19 protein-coding genes are annotated in these 23,209 nt (G+C 71.4%); 2 read left to right on the top strand and 17 right to left on the bottom strand.

Translation table 11 applies throughout. The annotated features are described in order from the left end of the window. The first annotated feature begins 55 nt into the window (after nucleotides 1-55). Nucleotides 56-961, top strand: coding sequence for a TrmH family RNA methyltransferase (locus tag U8331_RS12110; RefSeq protein WP_481132974.1), 906 nt, complete (start codon nucleotides 56-58; stop codon nucleotides 959-961). Nucleotides 962-1,089: 128 nt separating this feature from the next. Here the strand turns inward: U8331_RS12110 and U8331_RS12105 are convergent, their stop codons facing one another. The 8 genes from U8331_RS12105 to U8331_RS12070 form a co-directional block, all read right to left on the bottom strand. Next, a complete protein-coding gene (locus U8331_RS12105; protein ID WP_481131280.1) occupies nucleotides 1,090-1,875 on the bottom strand; it encodes a sensor histidine kinase in 786 nt (261 codons plus the stop codon). A 192-nt stretch (nucleotides 1,876-2,067) separates the two neighbouring features. Beyond that, nucleotides 2,068-3,237 carry a methyl-accepting chemotaxis protein gene (locus U8331_RS12100; RefSeq protein ID WP_481131279.1) on the bottom strand — a complete coding sequence of 390 codons (1,170 nt, stop codon included), beginning with the start codon at nucleotides 3,235-3,237 and terminating at the stop codon, nucleotides 2,068-2,070. 137 nt (nucleotides 3,238-3,374) lie between these two features. Continuing rightward, entirely contained in the window at nucleotides 3,375-4,448 is a 1,074-nt protein-coding gene (locus U8331_RS12095) for a protein-glutamate methylesterase/protein-glutamine glutaminase (RefSeq protein WP_481131278.1), read from the bottom strand. Between the two features lie 14 nt (nucleotides 4,449-4,462). Beyond that, nucleotides 4,463-5,059, bottom strand: coding sequence for a chemoreceptor glutamine deamidase CheD (gene cheD, locus U8331_RS12090; RefSeq protein WP_481131277.1), 597 nt, complete (start codon nucleotides 5,057-5,059; stop codon nucleotides 4,463-4,465). Continuing rightward, on the bottom strand, nucleotides 5,056-5,937 hold the full coding sequence (locus tag U8331_RS12085; protein WP_481131276.1) for a CheR family methyltransferase: 882 nt from the start codon (nucleotides 5,935-5,937) through the stop codon (nucleotides 5,056-5,058). The genes cheD and U8331_RS12085 overlap by 4 nt, the downstream gene beginning before the upstream one ends. Beyond that, entirely contained in the window at nucleotides 5,930-8,128 is a 2,199-nt protein-coding gene (locus U8331_RS12080; protein ID WP_481131275.1) for a putative bifunctional diguanylate cyclase/phosphodiesterase, read from the bottom strand. The genes U8331_RS12085 and U8331_RS12080 overlap by 8 nt, the downstream gene beginning before the upstream one ends. 177 nt (nucleotides 8,129-8,305) lie before the next feature. Then, the gene (locus U8331_RS12075; RefSeq protein ID WP_481131274.1) at nucleotides 8,306-10,465 is read right to left on the bottom strand and encodes a methyl-accepting chemotaxis protein; all 2,160 of its coding nucleotides are present in this window, start codon (nucleotides 10,463-10,465) and stop codon (nucleotides 8,306-8,308) included. Between the two features lie 269 nt (nucleotides 10,466-10,734). Continuing rightward, nucleotides 10,735-13,422: a methyl-accepting chemotaxis protein gene (locus tag U8331_RS12070; RefSeq protein ID WP_481131273.1), complete on the bottom strand. Its 2,688-nt coding sequence runs from the start codon at nucleotides 13,420-13,422 to the stop codon at nucleotides 10,735-10,737. A gap of 397 nt (nucleotides 13,423-13,819) precedes the next feature. Here U8331_RS12070 and U8331_RS12065 point away from each other — a divergent pair, with 397 nt between their 5' ends. Continuing rightward, the gene (locus U8331_RS12065) at nucleotides 13,820-14,131 is read left to right on the top strand and encodes an energy transducer TonB (RefSeq protein WP_481131272.1); all 312 of its coding nucleotides are present in this window, start codon (nucleotides 13,820-13,822) and stop codon (nucleotides 14,129-14,131) included. Nucleotides 14,132-14,555: 424 nt separating this feature from the next. Here the strand turns inward: U8331_RS12065 and U8331_RS12060 are convergent, their stop codons facing one another. From U8331_RS12060 to U8331_RS12020, 9 genes are all read right to left on the bottom strand, one after another. Beyond that, nucleotides 14,556-15,074 (bottom strand): chemotaxis protein CheW, encoded by a 519-nt coding sequence (locus U8331_RS12060; protein WP_481131271.1) that lies wholly within the window; start codon nucleotides 15,072-15,074, stop codon nucleotides 14,556-14,558. A gap of 36 nt (nucleotides 15,075-15,110) precedes the next feature. Further along, a complete protein-coding gene (locus U8331_RS12055) occupies nucleotides 15,111-17,102 on the bottom strand; it encodes a chemotaxis protein CheA (protein WP_481131270.1) in 1,992 nt (663 codons plus the stop codon). A gap of 4 nt (nucleotides 17,103-17,106) precedes the next feature. Next, nucleotides 17,107-17,472: a response regulator gene (locus U8331_RS12050; RefSeq protein WP_481131269.1), complete on the bottom strand. Its 366-nt coding sequence runs from the start codon at nucleotides 17,470-17,472 to the stop codon at nucleotides 17,107-17,109. Continuing rightward, on the bottom strand, nucleotides 17,469-17,759 hold the full coding sequence (locus tag U8331_RS12045) for an STAS domain-containing protein (protein WP_481131268.1): 291 nt from the start codon (nucleotides 17,757-17,759) through the stop codon (nucleotides 17,469-17,471). The genes U8331_RS12050 and U8331_RS12045 overlap by 4 nt, the downstream gene beginning before the upstream one ends. Nucleotides 17,760-17,842: 83 nt before the next feature. Further along, nucleotides 17,843-18,583: a chemotaxis protein CheW gene (locus tag U8331_RS12040; RefSeq protein WP_481131267.1), complete on the bottom strand. Its 741-nt coding sequence runs from the start codon at nucleotides 18,581-18,583 to the stop codon at nucleotides 17,843-17,845. Beyond that, entirely contained in the window at nucleotides 18,580-19,353 is a 774-nt protein-coding gene (locus tag U8331_RS12035; protein WP_481131266.1) for a ParA family protein, read from the bottom strand. The genes U8331_RS12040 and U8331_RS12035 overlap by 4 nt, the downstream gene beginning before the upstream one ends. Nucleotide 19,354: 1 nt before the next feature. Beyond that, nucleotides 19,355-20,368 (bottom strand): flagellar motor protein MotD, encoded by a 1,014-nt coding sequence (motD, locus tag U8331_RS12030; protein ID WP_481131265.1) that lies wholly within the window; start codon nucleotides 20,366-20,368, stop codon nucleotides 19,355-19,357. A gap of 7 nt (nucleotides 20,369-20,375) precedes the next feature. Then, on the bottom strand, nucleotides 20,376-21,116 hold the full coding sequence (locus tag U8331_RS12025) for a flagellar motor protein (RefSeq protein WP_481131264.1): 741 nt from the start codon (nucleotides 21,114-21,116) through the stop codon (nucleotides 20,376-20,378). 279 nt (nucleotides 21,117-21,395) lie between these two features. Beyond that, nucleotides 21,396-23,207 carry a chemotaxis protein CheA gene (locus tag U8331_RS12020; RefSeq protein WP_481131263.1) on the bottom strand — a complete coding sequence of 604 codons (1,812 nt, stop codon included), beginning with the start codon at nucleotides 23,205-23,207 and terminating at the stop codon, nucleotides 21,396-21,398. Nucleotides 23,208-23,209 lie beyond the last annotated feature (2 nt).

Genomic DNA, 23,209 nt, shown 5'->3' with positions numbered 1-23,209 from the left:
CCCATTGTCACGACCGGCGGGCCCATGCGCCGCGGTTCCACGTCGCCCTATGACCATGCCCGCTGACCCCTATGGCCGCCATCGGGGCGGCAGGCGCCCGGCGGAGGGAGAGCGTGCATCGCGTGCGCCCAGTCGCATGCAGGTGGGCGACACACGGGCAGGCGACACGCGGCCAAGCAAACAGTCCGCCGTCGATGCGGCGCCCCGCGAGCTGCGCCTGTACGGGCTGAACGCGGTGCGCGCCGCCTTCGCGCGGCGACCGCATGCACTGCGCAAGCTGTACCTCTCGGAGGCGCGGATCCCCGTGCTGCAGCCGCTGCTGAAATGGTGCGTGGCCAACCGCATCGGTTACCGCGTGGTGGGTGAGGACGACCTGCGCAAGCTGGCGGCGAGCTCGCACCACGAGGGCGTGGTCGCCGACCTGCTGCGCGAGGAGCCGCAGCCGCTGGCGGACTGGCTGGCCGCGCTGCCGGCCGGCCCGCAATGCGCGGTCTGGCTGGATGGTGTCGGCAACCCGCACAACCTCGGGGCGATCCTGCGCTCGGCCGCCCATTTCGGCGTCGCCGCGATCCTGCTGCCGTCCGATTCCACTCTGGCGCTGTCCGGCGCCGCCGCGCGCGTGGCCGAAGGCGGCGCCGAGGCGGTGCCGCTGGTGCGGCTGGACGACGCCGACACCTTGCTGGCCCGCTTGCGCAGCGCCGGCTTCGCGCTCGCCGCGACGGTGGTCGACGGCGGTGCCGACCTGTTCGCCACCGGGTTGCCGCAGCGGCTGGTCTACGTGCTCGGGGCCGAAGGCGCGGGCATGGACCGCGGCCTGGCCGCCGACTGTGACCTGCGGTTGTCGATCCCCGGCACCGGAGCGGTCGAGAGCCTTAACGTGGCCGCGGCCACCGCGGTGCTGCTGGCCGCGTGGCGCACGGCGGCCGGCGGATCTGCCGGCACATCAAAGCCGCGCCGGTAGGAGCGACGCAAGTCGCGACCCACTGACCCTGAAGAACCGCCGCGTTCGACGCCATGTGGCATCGCGCGAACGAGGAACCGCGTTGAACGTCGGACCCGATTGTCAGTGGGTCGCGACTCACGTCGCTCCTACGTGGGGCGGTGCGGCGGACCACCCGTCGGCAACCGCGCCCGCACGCAGGTGCCGCCCTGCGCCCCGCGCACGACCTCCAGCGTGCCGCCCAGCTGTTCGGCGCGTTCGCGCATCGTCACCAGGCCGAGGCCGTGGGTCTGGCGGGGGTCGAAGCCGCGGCCGTCGTCATCGACGTGCAGTTCGAGCACGTCGTCGGCGGTGTCCAGGGTGACCTGCACCTCGGTGGCATCGGCGTGGCGCAGGACGTTGGTCAGCGCTTCCTGGGCGATGCGGAAGCAGGCCAGTTCCACCGCCGGTGCGGGACGGCGCGGCAACGGTTCCAGCGCCAGCGACAGCCGCGGCGTGCCGGCCCGGAACAGCGCCCCCGCCTGCCAGCGCAGTGCGGCTTCCAGTCCAAGCGCATCCAGCTGCGGCGGACGCAACAGCAGCGACAGGTTGCGCAGCTTCATCACGGTCTGGTCGGCGATCGCGGAGATCTCGGCGATGGTCGCCGCGCGGCGGGCGTCGTCCTCGTCGTGGAGTGCCTGCGCGCTGAGCTTGATCGCGGTGATGGCCTGGCCGACGTCGTCGTGGAGTTCACGCGACAACGCGCTGCGCTCGTCCTCCTGCAGCGTGATGATGCGGCGGGTCATCGCCTGCAGTTCGATGCGCTGGCGGCGCACGGTGTCGTCGTTGCTGCGCAGCCGGCGCCGGCACAGCCGCTCGTAGCAGATGCCCGCGCCCACCAGCGCCGACAGCACGGCGATGAGCAGGATGGTGGGCGGGGCGGAGAGCCAGGACATGGCCGCAGTGTGCCCAGTGGCCCGCGAGGGGTCTAGCGCGGCGCGGCAGCTGCCTGGCGTGGCGCGGCCGCGCCGCCGGAGGTGCGGCGGATCGTGCGGTGCCCCCGTGCGCCCGGTGCGCCGGCGTGGTCCCGCAAACGACGATCCCCGCCGAAGCGGGGATCGCGAAGCTCGTTCGTTGCCGGGACGCGGTCAGAACAATTCGACGCTGCCGGCGTCCATCGACTGCTGCATCACCGGCTTGTGCGGCGGGCGCTCCCACTCGGTGCGCATCTGCCCGATGCGCTGCACCAGCTTCTTGAGCGCGGCCTGCACTTCGTCGTCGTGGTGGTCGCGGTGCAGCAGTTCGTGCAGCGCGGTCGCCTCGGTGTTGATCGCGCTCAGGCGCTCCAGGTGGACGTTCGCCGCACCGAGGGCCTGGGTCGCGATGTCCTCGAACTGCAGCGAGCGCACCGCTTCGGCGACCGAGCCGTCGATCGCGCGACCGCAGTCGGCGATCTCGCGCATGCCGTTGCCGAGGCCGCGGTTGATGCCGTCGACGCGCTCCAGCATCGCCGCCGCCTCCTGGCGCGCGCCACGCGAGCGGTCCAGGTCGCGCGAGGCCATCGTGGTGACGGTGTCGCGCACCTTGGCGATTGCGTCCTTGGAGCTGTGGGCCAGCTTGCGGATCTGCTCGTTGAACGCGGTCGAGCGCTCCGACAGGTTGCGCACCTCGTCGGCGACCACCGCGAAGCCGCGGCCCGCCTCGCCGGCACGTGCCGCTTCGATGGCGGCGTTGAGCGCGAGCAGGTTGGTCTGGTCGGCGATCGACTTGACGTCCTCCAGCAGCGCGAAGATGCCGTCCAGGTGCTCGGCCATCGCGTCGATGTGGGTGACGGTGTTGCCGCTCTGGCCGGCGACGGCCTCCAGCGCTTCCACCAGCTGCTCCATCTTCTGGCTGGCCTGCAGGGCGAACTGCTGCACGTCCACGCCGCCACCGTTGTCGTTGCCGGTGCGGTCGATGATGCGGGCCACCACTTCGCTCTGCTCGCGCGACTTGCGGTTGACCGCCTCGAAGCTGTTGCCGAGCTTGGCGACCGATTCGCGGATCAGCTCGCGGGTGCGCTCGATCTCGGTGCGCGAACCCTGTACTTCGGTGCCGACGAAGCTGCGCAGCTCCTCCAGCAGGCGGGTCTGCTCGCGCGCCATCGCACCGGCGTGGCCGGGACGGTAGGCGAACCAGGCGAACACCAGCCAGGCGGCGGTCATGGCGACCAGCGCGCCCAGGCGCACGGCGACGGGCCAGCCGAGCAGTTCGGCACACATCAGGACGGCGGTAAGCACCAGGGGTGCAGCCAGTCGAATCATTACGCGGGAGTCCATCTGAGCTCTCTCGGGGGCAGTCACTTGCGATAACGGCGGCGGGCGGGGTTGCTTTAGGTAGAGTCCGGTCGTTTTTGCGACGGCCGCCCCGCTGCGGATGTTCCGCACGCTCCGGCGCCGATGCACGCCGCTTCGGGTTACCGCGCCGCGGCACCCTCGCGCGGCGGCGGGGCGAGCAACGCCTCCGCCACCTCGTCCAGCGAAACCACCCGCTGCGCGGCGCCGAGCGCGACCGCGGCGCCGGGCATGCCCCAGATGACGCTGCTGGCCTGGTCCTGCGCGAAGGTCGCGGCGCCGGCGTTGCGCAGCGCCAGCAGCCCGCGCGCACCATCGTCGCCCATGCCGGTCAGCAGCGCGGCCGAGGCGTTGCCGCCGGCGTGCTGGGCGACCGACTCGAACAGCACGTCCACGCTCGGGCGGTGGCCGCGCACGGCGTCGTCGTCACCCAGCCGGCAGCGCCAGCGCGCACCGCTGCGGAGCACCCGCAGGTGTCGCCCGCCCGGCGCGACGTAGGCGTGGCCGGCGAGCAGTTGCTGGTCGTCCTGCGCCTCGACGACGGTCATCCGGCTGTGCTGGTTCAGCCGCTGCGCAAACGCACCGCTGAACGGGGCGGGGATGTGCTGGGCGATCACGATCGCCGGCGCATCGGCGGGCATGGCGGCCAGCACCGAACGGATCGCCTCGGTGCCACCGGTGGAAGCGCCGATCGCGAGCAGGCGGTCGGTGGTGCGGTACGCGATCGGTGCCGGACCGGGCGCCGGCTGCCGCTCGGGCAACAGGCGGGTGACCCGCGCCCCGGCCGCCTGCTTGACCTTCTCGCGCAGCAGCGCGGTGTGTTCGACCAGGCCGCGTGCGAGGTCGAGCCTGGGCTTGGCGACGAAGTCCACCGCGCCCAGCGCCAGCGCGTCGAGGGTGATGGCCGCGCCGCGCTCGGTCAGCGACGACACCATCACCACCGGCATCGGCCGCAGCCGCATCAGGTTCTGCAGGAAGGTGAGGCCGTCCATGCGCGGCATCTCGACGTCGAGCGTGAGCACGTCGGGGGCGAGCTGCTTGATCTTCTCGCGCGCGATGAACGGGTCGGCCGCCGCGCCGACCACCTCGATGCCCGGGTCGCCTGCCAGCAGTTCGGTCATCAGCTTGCGCACCAGCGCCGAGTCGTCGATCACCAGCACCCGGACCGGGCGTCGCGGCTTTCGTGAGGGTTCCATCAGCGCCACCACCGTCAGAACAGCTCGACGCTGCCGGCCACCGGCGCACGGTTGAGGCTGCCCAGGTAGGCGCGCTCGGCCCGTGCGATCTCGTCGTCGCGGGTCGTCGGCAGGCGCTTGACCAGGGTGCGGCCGGTCTGGGCGAAGAAGCAGACCTTGCGCGGGTGGATGTCGCCGAGGTCCTGCGCCATGACCGGGATGCGCTCGGCGGCCAGGTATTCGAGCACGAACCGCGCGTTGCGGGTGCCGATCGGGTCGGTGTGGAAGCCGCTGAGCACGTTGCCGCCGCCGAACACCTTGGCCAGCAGCCGCGGCCGCCGCGCACCGCGCTTGAGCAGGTCGTTGATCAGCAGTTCCATCGCGTGCGCGCCGTAACGGGCGCACACGCTCTTGCCGTCCTCGCCGGGCAGCATGAAGTGGTTCATGCCGCCCACCTTCACCGCCGGGTCGTACAGGCAGGCCGCCACGCACGAGCCGAGCAGGGTGACCAGCGCGACCGGGTCGCCGGTGGCGACATAGTCGGCCGGCAGCAGCTTGATCGCCTCGGTCTGCAGCGTGTTGTCGTAGTAGCGGCCGGGCGCGGCCTCGGCGAGCGGCAGGACCGCGTTCATCGGCGTGCCCCCAGGCCCGGCGCGGCGCGGTAGACGGTGCGTCCGCACGGCATGACCAGGTCCTGCGCGTGGCCGAAGCTTTCCGAATGGCCGGCGAACAGCAGGCCGCCCGGTGCAAGCAATGGCGCCATGCGGCTCAGCACCGCGTACTGCGTCGGCTTGTCGAAGTAGATCATCACGTTGCGGCAGAACACCGCCTGGAAGCCGCCGCGCAGGCCGTAGTCCGCGTCGAGCAGGTTGAGCTGGCGGAAGCTCACCAGCGACTGCAACGCCGGCTTCACCCGGCACATATCGGCCTGCGGGCCGCTGCCGCGCTGGAAGTACGCCCGACGGCGCTGCTCCGATACCGCGGCGATCCGTTCCAGCGGGTACACGCCGGCGGCGGCGGTGCGCAGCACGTTGGTGTCGATGTCGGTGGCGAGGATCCGTACCGGAGGGGCCGGCGTGTCGAACGCCTCGCAGGCGGCGATCGCGATCGAGTAGGGCTCCTCGCCGGTGGACGCGGCGCTGCACCAGATGGTGATGCGTTCGGCATCGACCGCGCGCAGGTGCCGGACCAGTTCGTCGAAATGGTGCGACTCGCGGAAGAACGAGGTCAGGTTGGTGGTCAGCGCGTTGACGAACGCCTCCCACTCGGGGCCTTCATCGGCTTCCAGGGCGTCGAGGTAGTCGCAGAAACGGGCCAGCCCGAGCGCGCGCACGCGACGCGCCAGCCGGCTGTAGACCATGTCGCGCTTGTGCGCGCTCAGGTGGATGCCGGCGCGCTCGTGGATCAGCCGCGAGATGCGGCGGAAGTCGCGCTCGTCGAAGGCGAAGTCGCGCCGGCCGGCATCGTCGGCCGGCGATGCGCGCTCGCGCAGGAGGGCGGCGTCAGCCATGGCCAGTCGCTCCGGGCGCCGTCCACGCCGCCGCGGCCGGGTCGCGGGTCTGCGCGGCCAGCCATTCGCCGAACGCCTGCGGACTCAGCGCCGGCGCGTACAGGAATCCCTGCGCGCCGTGGCAGCCCAGGCCGCGCAGCAGGCTGGCCTGTTCGTTGCTCTCCACGCCCTCGGCGATGACCTGCAATTCCAGGTTGGTGGAGATCAGCAGGATGGATTTCACGATCGCGGCGTCGCCGTGGTTGGCCAGCATGTCGCGCACGAACGAGCGGTCGATCTTGACCTTGTCGACCGGCATGCGCTGCAGCATCGACAGCGAGGCGTAACCGGTACCGAAGTCGTCGAACGACAGCCGCACCCCGCGCTCGCGCAGGCTCGCCAGCGAGCGCGCGGCGGCGTCGTCGGGATTGAGCGCGATGGTTTCGGTGATCTCCAGCTCCAGCCGTTCCGGCGGCAACCCGCTGCTGGCCAGCGCGTGGTCGACCTCGCGCTGCAGGTGGCCGTTGTTCACCTGCACCGGGAACAGGTTGATGCTGATGGCGAGCTGGACGCCGTCCACCTTCGGCCAGGCGGCGGCGTCGTGGCAGGCCTGGCGGATGATCCAGCGGCCGACGTCGGCCGCCACCGGGCTTGCGGCCAGCGCCTCGATGAAATCGGCGGGCAGCAGCAGGCCGCGCTCGGGGTGGCGCCAGCGCAGCAGCGCCTCGGCGCCGAAGGTGCGGCCGGTGTCGAGGTCGATCTGCGGCTGGTAGTGCACCTCGAACTCGCCCTGCGCGTAGGCGCGGCGCAGTTCCAGATCGAGCATGCGGCGATCGTTGACCTCCTGCCGCATGCCGGGATCGAACCGGCAGCATTGCCGTCCGCCGGCCGCCTTGGCCTTGTACAGGGCAAGGTCGGCACGGGCGATCAGTTCGCTGGCCGAGCACTCGTCGTCGCCACCCTCGTGGCGGATCGCGACGCCGATGCTCGCGTCCAGGTGGACCGCGTGGCCGTCGTACTCGTGTGGCTCGGACACCCGCTGCAGCAGCGCCGCCAAGTGCTCGCCGAGCCGGACCGCGTCGGCGGCCGGGTACACCAGCGCGAACTCGTCACCGCCGAAGCGCGCCAGCAGGGTGCCCGCCGGCAACGCGGCCTGCAGCCGCGCGGCGGTGCTGTTCAGCACCGCGTCGCCGGTCTCGTGGCCGAGCGTGTCGTTGATGGTCTTGAAGTTGTCCAGCCCCACCAGCGCGAACCCGAGCGCGCCGCCGTCGCCGATGTGCCCGGCCAAGGCCTCCACCAGCGCGTAGCGGTTGGGCAGGCCGGTCAGCGGGTCGTACAGCGCGACGCGGCGCAACTGCTCCTGCTGCTCCAGCTGCTCGGTGATGTCGCGCAGCACCAGCGCCACGCCCTCGCCCTGCTGCAGCCGCCACGCGCAGCGGGCGGCCTCCAGGGTGCGCACCGACCCGCGCGAGGCCACCCGCAGGTGGAAGCGCTCGGCAGCCGCGGCGTGGCCCTGCAACCAGGCCTGCGCGGCGTCGGCATCCTCCTGCAGGTGCGCCGGGAACAGCATGTCGACCGGCATGCCGCGCATGCCGCGCGCGCGCCCGCCGAACAGTGCCTCGGCGGCATGGTTGACGAACGCCACGCCGCCGGCCGCGTCGATCACCACCACCGCGCTGAAGTCGGCCTGCATGATCTGGTTGGCGATGCGGTTGCGGCGCTGCAGCTGGTGGCGCTCCAGCAGGCGCGCGGCGAGCCGGCCGAGCTGGGCCAGCAGCGCCTCGCTGGCCGGCGGCAGTTCGGCGCGCGGCGCGGTGTCGGCAATCGCCAGCAGTCCCAGCGGCTGGCCGTCGGCGCCGTCCACCGGCAGGGTCAGCAGGAAACGCACGCCCGCGGCGACCAGCGGGTCGCGGGCCAGACGCGGGTCGGCGGCGGCATCGTGCAGCACGCGCGCCTCGGATTCGGCCAGCAGGGGGCTGTTCGCCGCTTCAGGCACGTCGAGCCCCTGCCCGGCCACCACCCGCGCCTCGTCGCCCTGGCCCACGGCGAGCATCGCGATCGGCGCACTGAACAGCGCGCTGGCGAGCGACACCAGGTCGGCGAACTCCTCGCCGCCGGACTGCGCGTCGCGGGGCAGGTCGTCACCGATCCGACTCCACGGCGCGCCGGTGTGCTCGGCGGGGATGGCGAAAGGCGAAAGGCGCTGCGGCATGGGGGTCCTTGGGGGTGGACCGGGTGTGGGGCCGGTGCCGGGGCGACCACGTGGGGGCACCTGAAAGCGTTAACGGCGGGGCCGGGATCGACTTGAGGGGGGCGGGGAAGGGGCGCGGACGCACGCAGCGGCGCCGCCCGCGACGCCTGCGCCGGGCGGACATCCCCTGCCGCCGGGTCAGCGGTCCACCGGCACCAGCACCGGCCGGGCTCCGCGTGCGTGGGCGGCCATGGGCGGTGCGTGCGGGTGGCGGTCGGCGGCGAGCTGGAACACCGACACCGCCTGCACCAGCTGCCCGGCCTGCTGCTCAAGGCTGCGCGCGGCGGCCGAGGCCTCTTCCACCAGCGCCGCGTTCTGCTGGGTGCCCTCGTCCATCTGCAGCACGGCCTGGTTGACCTGCTCGATGCCGCTGCTCTGTTCCTGCGCGGCGGCCGAGATGTCGGCAATGATGTCGGTGACCCGCTTCACGCTGCTGACGATCTCGTCCATCGTCCTGCCGGCTTGGTCGACCAGCGCGGTGCCGTTCTCGACCTTGTCGACCGAGTCGTCGATCAGCTGCTTGATCTCCTTGGCCGCATTGGCCGAGCGCTGTGCGAGCGAGCGCACCTCCGAGGCGACCACCGCGAAGCCGCGGCCCTGTTCGCCGGCGCGCGCGGCCTCGACTGCGGCGTTGAGCGCCAGGATGTTGGTCTGGAATGCAATGCCGTCGATCACGCCGATGATGTCGATGATGCGGCGCGACGACTCGTTGATCGCCCCCATGGTGTGCACGACCCTGCCCACGACTTCGCCGCCCGCGGTCGCCACGTCGGCGGCACCCGCGGCCAGCTGGCTGGCCTGGCGTGCGTTGTCCGCGGTCTGGCGAACGGTCGAGGTCAGCTCCTCCATTGACGAGGCGGTCTCCTCCAGCGCGGCGGCCTGCTGCTCGGTGCGCTGCGACAGGTCGTTGTTGCCGGCGGCGATTTCTCCCGCCGCCGAGCTGATCTCGTCACTGCCCTGGCGGATCTCGCCGACGATGCGGGCCAGCCGCTCCACGGTCTGGTTGGCGTCGTGCGCGAGCCGGCCGAACTGGCCCGGCAGCGCCTCGTCGGCACGCTGGCCGAGGTCGCCGTCCGCCACTGCGGTGAGCAGACGGCCGACATCGGACAGGCCCCGGTCGGCGGTGTCCATCAGCGCGTTGAGGCTGTCGACCGACTCGCGGTAGACGAACTCGAAGCGCCCGGCATCGCCGCGCTGGCTGAAGTCCCCCGCCATCGCGGCCTCCACCAGCCGGCCGATCTCGGCGTTGATCGCCTGCATCCCGGCTTTGACCGAATCCACCGCCGCGGTGACCGCGGCTTTCTGGCCGGGCAGCCGGTCCATGTCCTGCGACAGGTCGCCGCGGGCATAGGCGGCGACCACCTCGATCACCCGCATCTTCACCGCGATGTGGGCACCGACCAGGCTGTTGATCTGCCCGGCCATCTCCGCGTAGGCACCACTGAACCGGCTGGCGTCGATGCGGTGGGCGATCATGCCTGCCTCGTGCTCGCGGGCAATCTCGCCCTGTGCCTCGGCAAAGCACTGCAGGCCGTGCTGCATGTCGCGCATCGACCCGAGTAGCCCGGCGACCTCATCGCGGCCATTGACCTGCACGCGACCGTCGAGCTTGCCCGCGGCGATCTCGCGCGCCAGCCGGGTGGCCTCGCCGAGCGGCGCGACCAGGCTCGCGGTAATGGTGAAGGCCAGCACGCCGCCGACCGCCAGCGCCAGCAGCGCGATGACGATCAGGAGCGCGCGGCCGTCGGCGTAGCTTTCGTTCGCGGCGGCGTAGGCGATCCGGTTGGCCTCGGCCTGCAGGATCAGGTTCTGCCGCAGCGCTTCCTGCCAGGCCGTGACCGCCGGCGCGGCCTGCTCCAGCAGCACCGTCTTGGCCTCGTCGTCGCGCTTGAGCGAACCCAGCCGCAGCACCTCGTCGTTGAGCGGCAGCGCCGCCTCGCGCGCGGCGTCGATGCGCGCGCGCTGCTCGCGGCCTAGCGCGTCGGCCGGCAGCTTCTCCAGCGCGGCGCGCGCGGTGTCGTAGTCGGCGCGATAGCCGGCGAGCACCTTCATCTGCCCGGTCGCGTAGGCGGGGTCGTCCATCAGCGCGATGTTGCGGATCAGCACCGCGGTCTGGCCGGTGCGGTCGAACATGATCTCGGTCTGCGTGGTCTTGGCGTTGTTGTCGAGCGCGATGTCGTCGAGTTGCGCCTGGATCTCGGCCATCTTGGCCAGCGCGACCGCGCCGAGCACGACCAACAGCGCGAGCAGGACGCCGAAGCCGGCGATGAGACGGCTGCGGACGGGGTGGTTCTGCATGAAGCGGATCACGGGTGGGTCTCTCCGGAGGGAGGGTCGGGGTGGCTCCTTCCGGGGCCGATGGGTGACGGGTGCGCGGCCGGCGGGTCGCGCTTCGTTTCGACCTTGATATCGGCGCCAGAGGTGTGGACTTTGGTCCTCCTCCCGGGCGATGTACGGCACCGTGATGGCGGTTCGCATTCATCCGGATGCGCACGCGCAAACGACAAAGGCCGCGTCGTCGGACGCGGCCTTGCCGGTGTTGGATGGAGCGTTGCGGATACGGCCGGTCAGAACTCCTGCCAGTGCTGGTCGCCACCGGCGCCTGCACCGGCCTTGGCCGCCTTGCGCGCCGGTCGCGGCTTGGGCGCAGCCGCCTCCGCCTTCGGAGCGGCCCTGCGCGGGGCGACCGGCGCCGGCTCGGCAACGCGGGTGATGGTCGCCACCGGCGTCTGCACGCCGCCCTCGCGGGCGTTCAGGCGGAACGCGGCGACGGTCTGCACCAGGTGCGAGGACTGCTGCTCCAGGCTGCGCGCCGCGGCCGAGGCCTCCTCGACCAGCGCGGCGTTCTGCTGGGTGCCTTCGTCCATCTGCAGCACGGCCTGGTTGACCTGCTCGATGCCGCTGCTCTGCTCCTGCGACGCGGCGGAGATGTCGGCGATGATGTCGGTGACCCGCTTCACGCTGCTGACGATCTCGTCCATGGTCTTGCCGGCCTGGTCGACCAGCTGGCTGCCTTCCTCGACCTTGCCGACCGAGTCGGTGATCAACTGCTTGATCTCCTTGGCGGCGTTGGCCGAACGCTGCGCGAGCGAGCGCACTTCCGAGGCGACCACCGCGAAGCCGCGGCCCTGCTCGCCGGCGCGCGCGGCCTCGACCGCCGCGTTGAGCGCGAGGATGTTGGTCTGGAAGGCGATGCCGTCGATCACGCCGATGATGTCGTTGATCTTGCGGGAGGACTCGTTGATCGCGCTCATCGTGTGCACGACCTTGCCGACCACCTGGCCGCCCTGTTCGGCGACGTCGGCCGCGCCGATCGCCAGCTGGTTGGCCTGGCGGGCGTTGTCGGCGTTCTGCCGCACGGTGGAGGTCAGCTCCTCCATCGAGGATGCGGTTTCCTCGAGCGAGGCGGCCTGCTGCTCGGTGCGCTGCGACAGGTCGTTGTTGCCGGCGGAGATCTCGCCGGCGGCCGAGCTGATCGCGTCGCTGCCCTGGCGGATTTCGCCGACCACCTGCGCCAGCTGGCGCACGGTGCCGTTGGCGTTGCGCGCGAGCTCGCCGAACTGGCCGGGTAGGGTGTCGTCGGCGCTGCGGGTGAGGTCGCCTTCGGCCACCGCCGCCAGCAGCTCGCCCACTTCGGCCAGGCCGCGGTCGGCGCTTTCCATCAGCTCGTTGAGGCCGTCGACCATCTCGCGGTAGACGAACTCGAACCGCGTCGCGTCGCCGCGCTGGCTGAAGTCGCCGGCCACGGCGGCGTCGACCAGGTTCTTGATCTCGCCGTTGACGGCCAGCATGCGTGCCTTGACGTCGTCCACCGCCTCGGTGATGCGCGCCTTCTGGCCCGGCAGCCGCTCGATGTCTTCCGACAGGTCGCCGCGGCCGTAGGCGTCGACGATCGCGACCACGCGGGTCTGCAGTTCGATGTGCGAGCCGACCAGGGTGTTGATCTCCTCGGCCATGACGCCGAAGGAGCCGCGGAACGCGTTGCTGTCGAGGCGCTCGTCGACCTGGCCGGCCTGGTGGGCTTCGAACAGGCCGCGCTGGGCGTCGGCAAACTGGCGCAGGCTGGCGACCGCCGAGCCGAGGCTGACGCCAATGTCGTGCAGCTCGTCGCGGCTGTCGACGGTGACGCGCTCGGGGAACTCGCCGGCGGCGATCGACCTGGAGGCGGCTTCGATGCGCTGCAGCGAGCTGCGGGTGCTGCGGGTGAAGCCGAGGAACAGGTAGGCCGTCACCAGCACCATCGCGACGATGAACAGCCAGGTCAGCCACAGCTGGCGTTGCAGGCCGGCGATTTCCGCATCGGCGGCGACGCGCAGGCCGTTGTTGGCGCCGATCAGCGCCGCACCCAGCGCCGCACGGGTGGCTTCCTCACGCGCCGCCATGGCCGAGACCGGCTTCTCCAGCATCGCCGCATCGAGGATGTTTTCCTGGATGTAGGCGTTCTGCTTGTCGACGGCGGCCAGCGCGGCTTCCAATCGCTTGCCAACGTGCTCGGCGAGTTCGGGCATCGCTTCGGCGGCACTGTTCGCATCCAGCTCGGCGCGACGCCGCAGGAAGCCCTGCATGTTGCGCGTGATGGCCAGCGTGGTGCGGTCGTCGACCCAGATCGCGCCGCTGCCGAGCACGGTCATCGCGGTCGCGGCCTGCTGCGAGGTGTACTCGGCCAGTGTCGGCAGCCATTCGGTCGCCATGTTGTTGGCGTAAAGGATCTGCGCGCGGTCGGCCCGCGAGAGCCCCGAGAGGTCGGCCATCAGGCCGATCACCTGGCGCAGCTTGCGGTTGGCGTTGTCGCGGGCCTGGACGCCGGCGGCGACGTCCGCGTGTTCACCCGTGGCCGTCTTCCAGGCAGCGTTCGCTTCGTCGAAGGCCTTCTGCAGCGCGGGGTCGACCAGGCTTGCACCTGCCCAGCGCTCGACCGTCTGCAGGTTCGTGGTGACCCTGGCGGCCGCGTCGTCGATGGCCTGTTCGGAGACTTCGTCCCCGGCCGCCGCGCGGACCACCAGCTGGCGGTGCTCCTGCATGGCCAGCATGGCGTTCTGCAGCCGGGCGATCGGTGCGATCGCGTCGCGCTGCATGCGCGCCTCGCCCAGCGAGCCGGTGGCATTGACGATCAGCATGCCGCCAAGCACGCCGCAGGTCAGCATGAAGGATGCGCCGATCACCAACGCCTTCTGGCTGAAGCGCAGGCGCGCCATCAGTCGCGTCGCCGGCGCGAGCGCCTGGTCGATCAGTGAGGAGGAGGGGCGTTTGGACATGGGAACCTCGGGGCAGTGGCGGACCCGTCATGGGTCGACTCCCAGACCATCGGCGAGGCGGCGGGAAACTTTAGGCGGCCTGGTTGTGCCGGGATCGGCGGAGCGCGCGGGGCCGGTCGAGCTGCGTTTGCATGCCTGAAGTGCGGAGTGCGGGCGGTGCTGCGGACCGCGTCGATGCAGGAGCGACGCAAGTCGCGACCCGGCGAACACTGGGGCGATGTACAGGTCGCGACTTACGTCGCTCCTAAGCGGAGCTGCCATCCCGTCGCCGCGCGGTGGGGGAAGCCTGTGCAACGTGGCGGCCATCACAGTTCATACAATGGCCGCGAAAGAATCGGCGACGGGCGCCGATGTATGGGGCACCCCTCAAAGCAGTTCCCCTCCAAGGAGTCATCCCATGTCCCGTACCTCCATCTTCGTCGCGGCCGCGCTGGCACTGGCGTTCGCGGTGCCGGCCCACGCCGACCCCGACCTGAAGCCGATCAAGCGCGTCGAGCCCGAATACCCGACCGATGCGCTGCGCGCGGGTACCGAAGGTTTTGTCGAGGTCGAGTTCTCCGTCGATGCCAGTGGCAAGGTCGAGAGCGTTTCGGTCGTCAATGCCAACCCCTCGCGCGTGTTCGAGCGCTCGGCGGTGGCGGCGGTCAAGCAGTGGGCGTTCGCCCCGGGCGGCGGCCGCGGCAAGGTCCGTCTGGACTTCGCGCTCTGACCAGCGATGCCGCCGGGCTCCGGCGGCATTGTCCGGAAAGCGCAAGCGCGCCCTCCGGGGCGCGTTTTTTTTGGGCTGCTGGAGGAGTCGCTCGCCGCGTCAGCCATGCGTTCGCATGGAGGCGTGTCATACCGGCGTGGTAGGAGCGACGTAAGTCGCGACCCGCCGAACGCGGCAGGCGCATCGCGATTCGCTTGCGGATGGATTTTCCCGAAGCTGCTTCGGCGACCGCGTCGCGGCTGACGGTTCCGTTGTTTTTCGCGGCGATGTACAGGTCGCGACTTACGTCGCTCCTACGAGGCGCAGGCGCATCGCCGCGGAAAGAGGCGGACACGGGCCGCCAGGACGAACAGCAAAAAGGGCGCCCGCCTTTCGACGCGCGCCCTTGCCAGGACTGTCTTCCGGCCTCCGCGGCCGCGCCGGCTTACGCCGCCAGCGCTTCCGACATCAGGCCCATCTCGGCGCTGGTCATCAGCCGCTCGATGTCGAGCAGGATCAGCATGCGCTCGTCGAGGGTGCCGATGCCGGTCAGGAACTGGCGGTCGATCGCCGCGCCCAGCTCGGGGACCTCGCGGATCTGCTCGCCGCCCAGCCGCACCACGTCGGACACGCTGTCGACCACGATGCCGACGACGCGGTCGCCGATGTTGAGCACGATCATCACCGTCAGCGCGTTGTATTCGGCCGCCAGGCGGAACTTCAGGCGCATGTCGATCACCGGCACGATCACGCCGCGCAGGTTGATCACGCCCTTGATGTAGTCGGGCGCGTCCGGCAGGCGGGTGACCGCGTCGTAACCGCGGATCTCCTGCACCTTGAGGATCTCCACGCCGTACTCCTCCTCGCCCAGGGCGAAGGTCAGGAACTCGTCGGTGCCACCGTCGCCGTCGAGGCCCTGGTGGGCCTGGCCGGTCGGCTTCCTGGATGCGGCGGTGTTGCTCATTGTGGTGTCCTTCGATGCGTTTCGGTCTTGCGGCGCTCAGGCGGCCGCGGGCAGGGAGTTCGATTGGCCCAGGCCGCCGGCGTCGACGATCAGCGCGACCCGGCCGTCGCCGAGTATGGTCGCGCCCGACACGCCGGCCACGCGGCGGTAGTTGGCCTCGAGGTTCTTGACCACCACCTGCTGCTGGCCGAGCAGCTCGTCGACTTCCAGCGCCAGCTTGCGGCCGTCGCTTTCGACCACCACCGCGATGGGCGTGGAGGTCGCCGCGTTGGCGGCGGTATCGGCCGGCAGCCGGTACTGCTCGCGCAGGTTGAGCAGCGGCAGGTAGTCGTCGCGCACCTTCAGCACGCGGGTGTCGTTGGCGATCGTCCTGACCTCGCCCGGGCCGGGCTGCAGCGACTCGATCACCATGTTCAGCGGCAGGATGAAGACCTCGCCGCCGACCGCGACCGACATGCCGTCGAGGATCGCCAGCGTCAGCGGCAGCTTGATCGACACCGTGGTGCCGACGCCCTTGGCGCTGCGGATCTCGACCTGGCCGCCGAGCGCGACGATGTTGCTCTTGACCACGTCCATGCCGACGCCGCGGCCGGACAGGTCGGTCAGTGCGTCGGCGGTGGAGAAGCCGGGGTGGAACACGAGGTCCCAGACCTGTGCGTCGGTCGGCTCGGCCGGCACCGGCAGGCCGCGCTCGGCGGCCTTGCGCAGGATCCGCTCGCGGTCCAGTCCCTTGCCGTCGTCACCGACCTCGATGACGATGTGGCCGCCCTGGTGCGCGGCGCTCATGCTGATGGTGCCGGTCTCGTCCTTGCCCGCGGCGCGGCGCTCGGCCGGCGACTCCAGACCGTGGTCGATCGCGTTGCGCATCAGGTGCACCAGCGGGTCGACGATCTTCTCGATCACGCCCTTGTCGAGCTCGGTGGCCTCGCCCTGGGTCTTCAGGCGCACCTTCTTGTCGAGCCGCGCGGCGAGGTCGCGCACCATACGCGGGAAGCGGCTGAAGGCGAACTCGACCGGCAGCATGCGCACGCTCATCACCGCCTCCTGCAGGTCGCGGGTGTTGCGGTCGAGCTGGTCGAGGCCGCTGAGCAGCGCCTCGTGGGTGTTCGGGTCCAGGCCGGTGGACTGCTGGCGCAGCATCGCCTGGGTGATGACGAGCTCGCCGACCAGGTTGATCAGCGCGTCGACCTTGTTGACCGCGACGCGGATCGACGTCTCGGCTTCGGTGGTCGGACGCGACGCGCCGGCGTCGCCCACGGCGTCGACCGGCGCTGCCGGCGCGACGGGCGCGACGGGCGCGGCGGCGGCGGGCGCGACCGCCTCGATCGACAGCTCGCACTGGTCCTCGACCCAGGCGAATGCCTCGTCGATGGCGCCGCGCGGCACGCTGCCGGGCAGCATCAGGTCCCAGGCGAGGTGGGCCTCGAACGGGTCCAGCTCGGTGAACGGCGGCAGCCGGTCGTCCAGGCAGGTCGCCTGCACCGGGCCGTGGGATTCGAGTTCGCGCAGGATCCGCAGCGGGTCGTTGCCGCTCATGAACAACGACGGTTCCGGACGGAAGCCGATGCGCCAGCTTTCCGGGCCGGCGGGGCTGCTGGCCGCCTCGGCCGGCGCGGCGCCAGCCACGCCGGCGGCGCCGCTCAGCATCCGCTCCAGGTTGGCGCGTGCGCGGGCCAGGGCCTCGCGGTCGATGCTGCGGCCCGAATCGGCCCCGCGTTCGGCGACCGCCAGCAGCCCGCGCAGCACGTCCACCGCTTCCAGCAGCACGCCGATGGCCTCGCTTCCCAGCGAGCGCTGGCCGCTGCGGGCCTCGTCGAGCAGGGTTTCCAGCAGGTGGGTCAGGTCGCTGACATCGGCGAAGCCGAACGTGGCCGCGCCACCCTTGATGGAGTGCGCGGCGCGGAAGATCACATTGATGGTGTCGGCGCCATTGCCGCCCGCTTCCAGTCCCAGCAGGCCGGACTCCATGGCGTCGAGACCTTCGCGGCTTTCCTCGAAGAACGCGGCGTGGAACTGGGTGATGTCCATGGCGTCAGCCGAGAACCTTGCGAACAGTGGCGAGCAACTGCTCGGGGTCGAACGGCTTGACCAGCCAGCCGGTGGCGCCGGCGGCCTTGCCTTCCTGCTTCTTGTCGCCGCCGGACTCGGTGGTGAGCATCAGCAGCGGGGTGAACTTGTAGTTCGGCAGCTGGCGCAACTGGCGGATCAGCTCGATGCCGTCCATGCGCGGCATGTTGACGTCGGTCACGACGGCGTCGAACTTCGCGGTCTTGGCGATGTCGAGCGCGGCCTGGCCGTCCTCGGCTTCCTTGACGGTGTAGCCGCCCGACGACAGCGCGAAGGCGACCATCTGCCGCATGGAGGTGGAATCGTCGACGATCAGCAGGTTGGCGCTCACGCGGGGTCTCCAGTGGGTGTGTCGACGCCGAGGCTGGCGGCGAGCGCGAGCGAGCGCGCCGCGTCGGCCAGGATCGGCGAGGCGAGGGTGACGATGGTGCTGCGGCCGGCGGCGGCGCGGTCGCGTACGAAGGCGTGCAGCAGTTGCAGGCCGGCGGCGTGGACGCGCTGGACCTGGTCGCCCGCCAGCTGCAGCGGGTTGTCGTCGTCCAGGTGCGGCAGCAGCGCGGCCTGCAGCTCGGCGACGTGCTCGATCCCGAGATCGGATTGCAGCGACAGTTGGGTCATGGCGGCGGCGCGGCGAAGGGGTGGTCGAGAGGTTTAACGGCGGCGGCCGGGCGGACTTGAGGGGTGCGGCCGGTCCACCGGGCTCAATCGAACAGCGCGTTCGCATCCAGCAGAACGGTCGGGCTGCGGCCCACCCGGGCGATGCCGACGATGGCGCCGGCATCGCTGCCGATCAGCGGCGGTTCGATGTGTTCGCGCCCCAGGGTCGCCACGTCCTCGACGCGGGTTACCAGCACGCCGATCAGTTCGTCCTCGCGCTCGACCACGACGATGCGCGAATGCTCGCTGGTCACCACGTCGGCGCCGCCGAGCCAGCGGCCCAGGTCGAACACCGGCACGATCCGGCCGCGCAGGTTCATCACCCCGAGCACCGACGGCGCGGCGCCGCGCATGGCAACGATCGGGGCGACCCGCACCACCTCCTGCACCCGCAGCAGCTCGAACGCGTAGTGGTCGGTGCCGATGCCGACGCGCAGCCAGCGGCTGGTGGCCGCTGCGCGCGGACGCGGGGTGGCGTCGCCGGCGTCATGCGGCATCGGGGCCGGCCGCGCCACCGGCGTGGCGGGAGCGATGGGGGTGGGCGCGAACGACATCGGGGCGGGCTCGGCGGCCGGCGGTGGAACCGGCGGGATGGCGGCGGATGGAACGGGTGGCGCGGGCGGCGCGGGCGGCGCGAGCGCCGGCACCGGTGCCGGCTCCGGCGAAGCCACCGCCGTCACCGAGGCTTCCGGCATCGCGGCCGGCGTGGCGTCGGTCGGCCGCTCCGCCGCTTCCAGGTCGACCAGCAACTCGTCGAGGTAGGCGTCGACCACGGGGTTCTTCACGCGGCCTCCTGCTGCGGCGGCAGCGCGTCCAGCAGCCAGGTCAGCGCGGAGTGGTAGGCGTCGGCGCCGCGGCCGCTGGGCGGCTCCGGCGCGGTGAGGGTGGCGGGGTCGCGCAGGCGGGTGTCCATCGGCACCGCGCGCGGCCAGACCCGGCCCTCATAGCGGTCGTGCAGCTGCTCCAGGCTCTGCACGCCCGATTTGGTGCGGCGGTCGTACAGCGTGGGCAGGATGTGGCGCGGCAGCGGCCGGCGGCGCGAACGCTCGACCATGTCGGCGGTGCGCAGCATGTCCGCCAGCCCGTGCAGGGCGAGCGGGTCGGTCTGGGTCGGGATCACCAGCCGGTCGGCGGCGGCCAGCGCGTTGACCATCAGCAGGCCGAGCGTGGGCGGGCAATCGAGCACGGCGTAGTCGAACGCTCCGCGCGCGGCGTGCAGGGCGCGGCCGATCGACAGGCCCAGGCCGGGTTGGGTGGCGCCGCGGCGCTCGAGCGTGGCCAGCGCCGGCTGCGCGGCGACCAGCAGTAGGCCATTGATCGCGGTGCCGCGCGCGAGCGAGCGCAGTTCACTCGCGCCGCTGGTGTCGAACAGGTCGTGGCTGCCGGTCGGCGGCGGGTCGGTGGGGATGCCGAAGGCGCGGGTCAGCGACGCGTGCGGGTCGAGGTCGATCAGCACCACGCGCGCGCCGCTGGAGGCCAGCCCGCGGGCCAGGCACAGCGAGGTGGTGGTCTTGCCGACGCCGCCCTTCTGGTTGGCGATTGCCCAGGTCTGCATGTCAGGGGGCTCCCAGGCCGGAGGTGCCGCCGGCGACGACGCTCGGCGGCGGGATGGTTGAGGGGATACGTTCGGCGGCGGCCGCGGCGTCGGCGGTGCGTCCGTCCGCGGCCTCGCCGGTATCGGCCACCACCGGCGGCAGCGGCGCGGTGATCGCGTCCGGGCCCTGCGGTGCGGCCAGGATCACCAGCAGCACGCGGCGGTTGGCGTTGCGGCCCTCGACGGTGGCGTTGTCGGCCACCGGCTGGTGCTCGCCGAAGCCGACCACCGCCAGCCGGTCCGGCTGCAGGCCGGCGTCGATCAGCTCGTGGACGACGTTGCCGGCGCGCGCGGCCGACAGCTCCCAGTTGGACGGGAACTGCACCGTGCGGATCGGCTGGTTGTCGGTATAGCCCTCCACCCGCACCGAGTTGGGCTCCTCGCGCAGCACCTCGGCCAGGCGGTGCACGGTTTCGACGGCCAGTGCGCTGGGCGTGGCGACGCCGCTGGCGAACAGGATGTCGCTCTGGATCTCGACCTCCAGGAAGGTCGCGCCGCGGCGCACGGTGACCAGCTTCTGCCGGACCAGGTCCGACAGCGCCTCCTCGATGCGCCGCCCGATGGAGTGCAGTTGCTCGCGCTGCTGCCCTTCGCCGCCACGCTGGGCCACCGCGGGGGTCATCCGTGCCTGCTGGCCGAACGTCGGCATGTCCAGCACCTGCAGCAGGCGCGGCGAATCGATCGGCGCGGCCGCCGACGGGCCGGACTTGGAATCGGGCGTCTGCATCGACGGCCGGTCGAACGAGGAGCCGCGCAGCTGGGTCTGGCCCAACTGGATCGGCGAGATCGTGCGCGGCTGGCCGCCGAACGCCGACGACAGCGAGTCGGCCAGCACGCGGTACTTGCCCTCGTTGAGCGAGGAGATCGCGTACATCACCACGAAGAAGGCCAGCAGCAGCGTCAGCAGGTCGCCGTAGGGAATGGCCCAGGCTTCGTGGTTGACGTGATCTTCGTGCTTGTGCTTTCTGCGCGCCATGGCCGGATCAGTGCAGGAAGCCCTTGAGCCGCGCCTCGATGTTGCGCGGGTTCTCGCCCTGGGCGATCGCGATCAGGCCTTCGATGACCATTTCGCGCTCGCGGGTCTGGCCGCCGACCACGCCCTTGATCTTGGCCGCCATCGGCAGCAGCGCCAGGTTGGCCATGCCGATGCCGTAGATGGTCGCGGTGAACGCGGCGGCGATGCCGTGGCCGAGCTTGCTCGGGTCGGCGAGGTTCTTCATCACCGCCATCAGCCCGAGCACCGCACCGATGATGCCCATGGTCGGCGAGTAGATGCCGGCGCCCTCGAACACCTTGGCGGCGGCGAGGTCGCGGTGCTCCTGGCCTTCCATCTCGATCTCGAGCATCTGGCGGATCGACTCGGGCTCCAGCCCGTCCACCACCATCTGCAGGCCCTTGCGCAGGAACGCGTCGTCGATGGACTCGACCTCCGATTCCAGCCCGAGCAGGCCCTGGCGCCGCGCGGTGCCGCTCCACTCGACGATGCGGGCGATCAGCGCCTCGTGGTCATGCGCCGGCGGACGGAACACCCAGCGCACGATCTTCAGCGCGTGCTTGAAGGTCGCGATCGGCGTCTGCACCAGCACCGCGGCGATGGTGCCGAGCACCACGATCACGAATGCCGCCGGCGACCACAGGCCCGACAGGCCCGCGCCCTTCAGCACGCTGCCGCCGACCAGCGAGCCGAGCGCAAGTACGATTCCGATGACGCTGAGTCTGTCCATTGATCGAATTAACGGTTCGCGGGCGGGTTACTTGAGCGGCCGGTGGCGGGTTGTTGACGGTGGTCACGACGGGAAGCCGGCTGCTGCGCGTGCCGGCGCCCGTGTCGATGCAAGCCGCTCCTACAAAAGGCCAGTGGCCTTCTTTGTAGGGGCGACGTAAGTCGCGACCCGCCGAAGGCTGGAGGCGATGTACAGGTCGCGACTCACGTCGCTCCTACCCGGAGCGAAGGCTTCGCTCCCCGTTACCTTTTTGCCCCGCACACCCCCACACTCAGCCGATCACCGCCCGCCGCGCACGCCGGTGCGGTACAGCGCGTCGACATCGAGGATCAGCGCCATGCGGCCGTCGCCGATCAGGCTTGCGCCGGCGTAGCCGGCCAGCCCGCGCAGGGTCTTGGGCAGCGCCTTGATCACCACTTCCTCGCGGCCACGCACGCTGTCGACGGCGAGGCAGAAGCGCTGCTCGCCGGACTGCAGCACCACTGCGGTGGACTCCGACAGCGCGGTCTCGCCCAGGCCGAGCCAGCGCCGCAGCGACAGCAGCGGCACCGGTTGTTCGCGCAGGTCGAGCACGGTCTGGCCGTCGACCTGCATCGCCTCGCCGGGGCCGTGGGCGAGCACTTCGACCACGCGCACCAGCGGTAGCGCGTACACGTCGCCCTCGATCTCGATCAACAGCGTCGGCAGGATCGCCAGCGTCAGCGGCACCCGGATCAGGAAGCGGCTGCCGCGGCCGGGCTCGGACTGGATCTGCACTTCGCCGGAGAGCTCGCGGATCTTCGACTGCACCACGTCCATGCCGACGCCGCGGCCGGACAGGTCGCTGACCTCGGTGCGGGTGGAGAAGCCGGCCATGAAGATCAGCTGCAGGCATTCGTCGCCCGACAGCCGCGCGGCGGCCTCGGCGTCGATCAGGCCCTTGCGTACCGCGCTGTCGCGGATCTTGTCGGGGTCGATGCCGGCGCCGTCATCGCGCACCTCGATGGCGACGTGGTCGCCTTCCTGCTGCGCGCTGAGCACGACCTGGCCCTGCGCCGGCTTGCCGGCGGCGAGGCGGGCATCGGGGCTTTCGATGCCGTGGTCGATGGCGTTGCGGACCAGGTGCACCAGCGGGTCCGACAGCGCCTCGACGAGGTTGCGGTCGAGCTCGGTCTCGGCGCCGATGACTTCCAGCTCGACCTTTTTCTGCAGCTGGCGGGCGACGTCGCGGGCCAGCTTGGGGAAGCGCGAGAACACCCGGCCGACCGGCTGCATGCGCGCCATCATCACCGCCGACTGCAGGCGCGAGGTGGCGGCGTCGAGCGTGGTCACCGCGCGGTCGAGTTCGTCGTCGCGCAGGCGCGGGCGGATGGTCTTGAGCCGGTTGCGGGCGAGCACGAGCTCGCCGACCAGGTTGACCATCGCGTCGAGCCGGCGCACGTCGACGCGCACGGTCGGGTCTTCCTGGTGCACGGCGGGCGCGGGTTTGCGCGCTGGCGCCGGTTCGGCCGGGCGCGGCGCGGGTGGCGGTGCCGGCGCCGGTGCGGACGGCGCGTCGCCGGCCGTTGCGGTGTTCGCGGCCGGGTTCGCCTCGACCGTGCCGGGAATGCCGCCCGAGCCGTGCAGGCTGTCGAGCAGGGCCTCGAAATCGAGGTCGTCGAGGCCGTCGCCCGCCGGTGCGTCGGCCGGCACGCCCGGCGTCGCCGCCGCCGCGCCGCCGCCGCCCGCCCGCAGCCCGTCGAGCAGCGCCTGCGGCGCCGGCATCAGGGTCTCGCCGGCGGCCACGCAGTCGAGCAGGTCGACCAGCAGGTCGAGCGACTGCTGCGCGCCGTCGAAGGCGTCGGCATCGAGCGGCACCTCGCCGCTGCGGGCGGCATTGAGCCGGTCCTCCACCGCGTGGCAGATCGCCACCATCGGTGCGAAGTCGAGGAAGCCGGCGCCGCCCTTGATCGTGTGGAACCCGCGGAACACCGCGTTGAGGCATTCGCGGTCGGTGGGGCTGCGCTCGAGCGCGACCATCTGCTCGCCCAGCTGGTCGAGGATCTCGCGCGCCTCGATCAGGAAGTCGGCGCAGATGTCGTTGCCGGTGTCGTCGTCGAACGCAGCATTCATGG

Source organism: Lysobacter sp. CC-YZS074 (genome assembly GCF_056739745.1).
The sequence above is the reverse complement of the archived record's forward strand: the minus strand, read 5'-3'. Positions and strand labels throughout refer to the sequence as shown.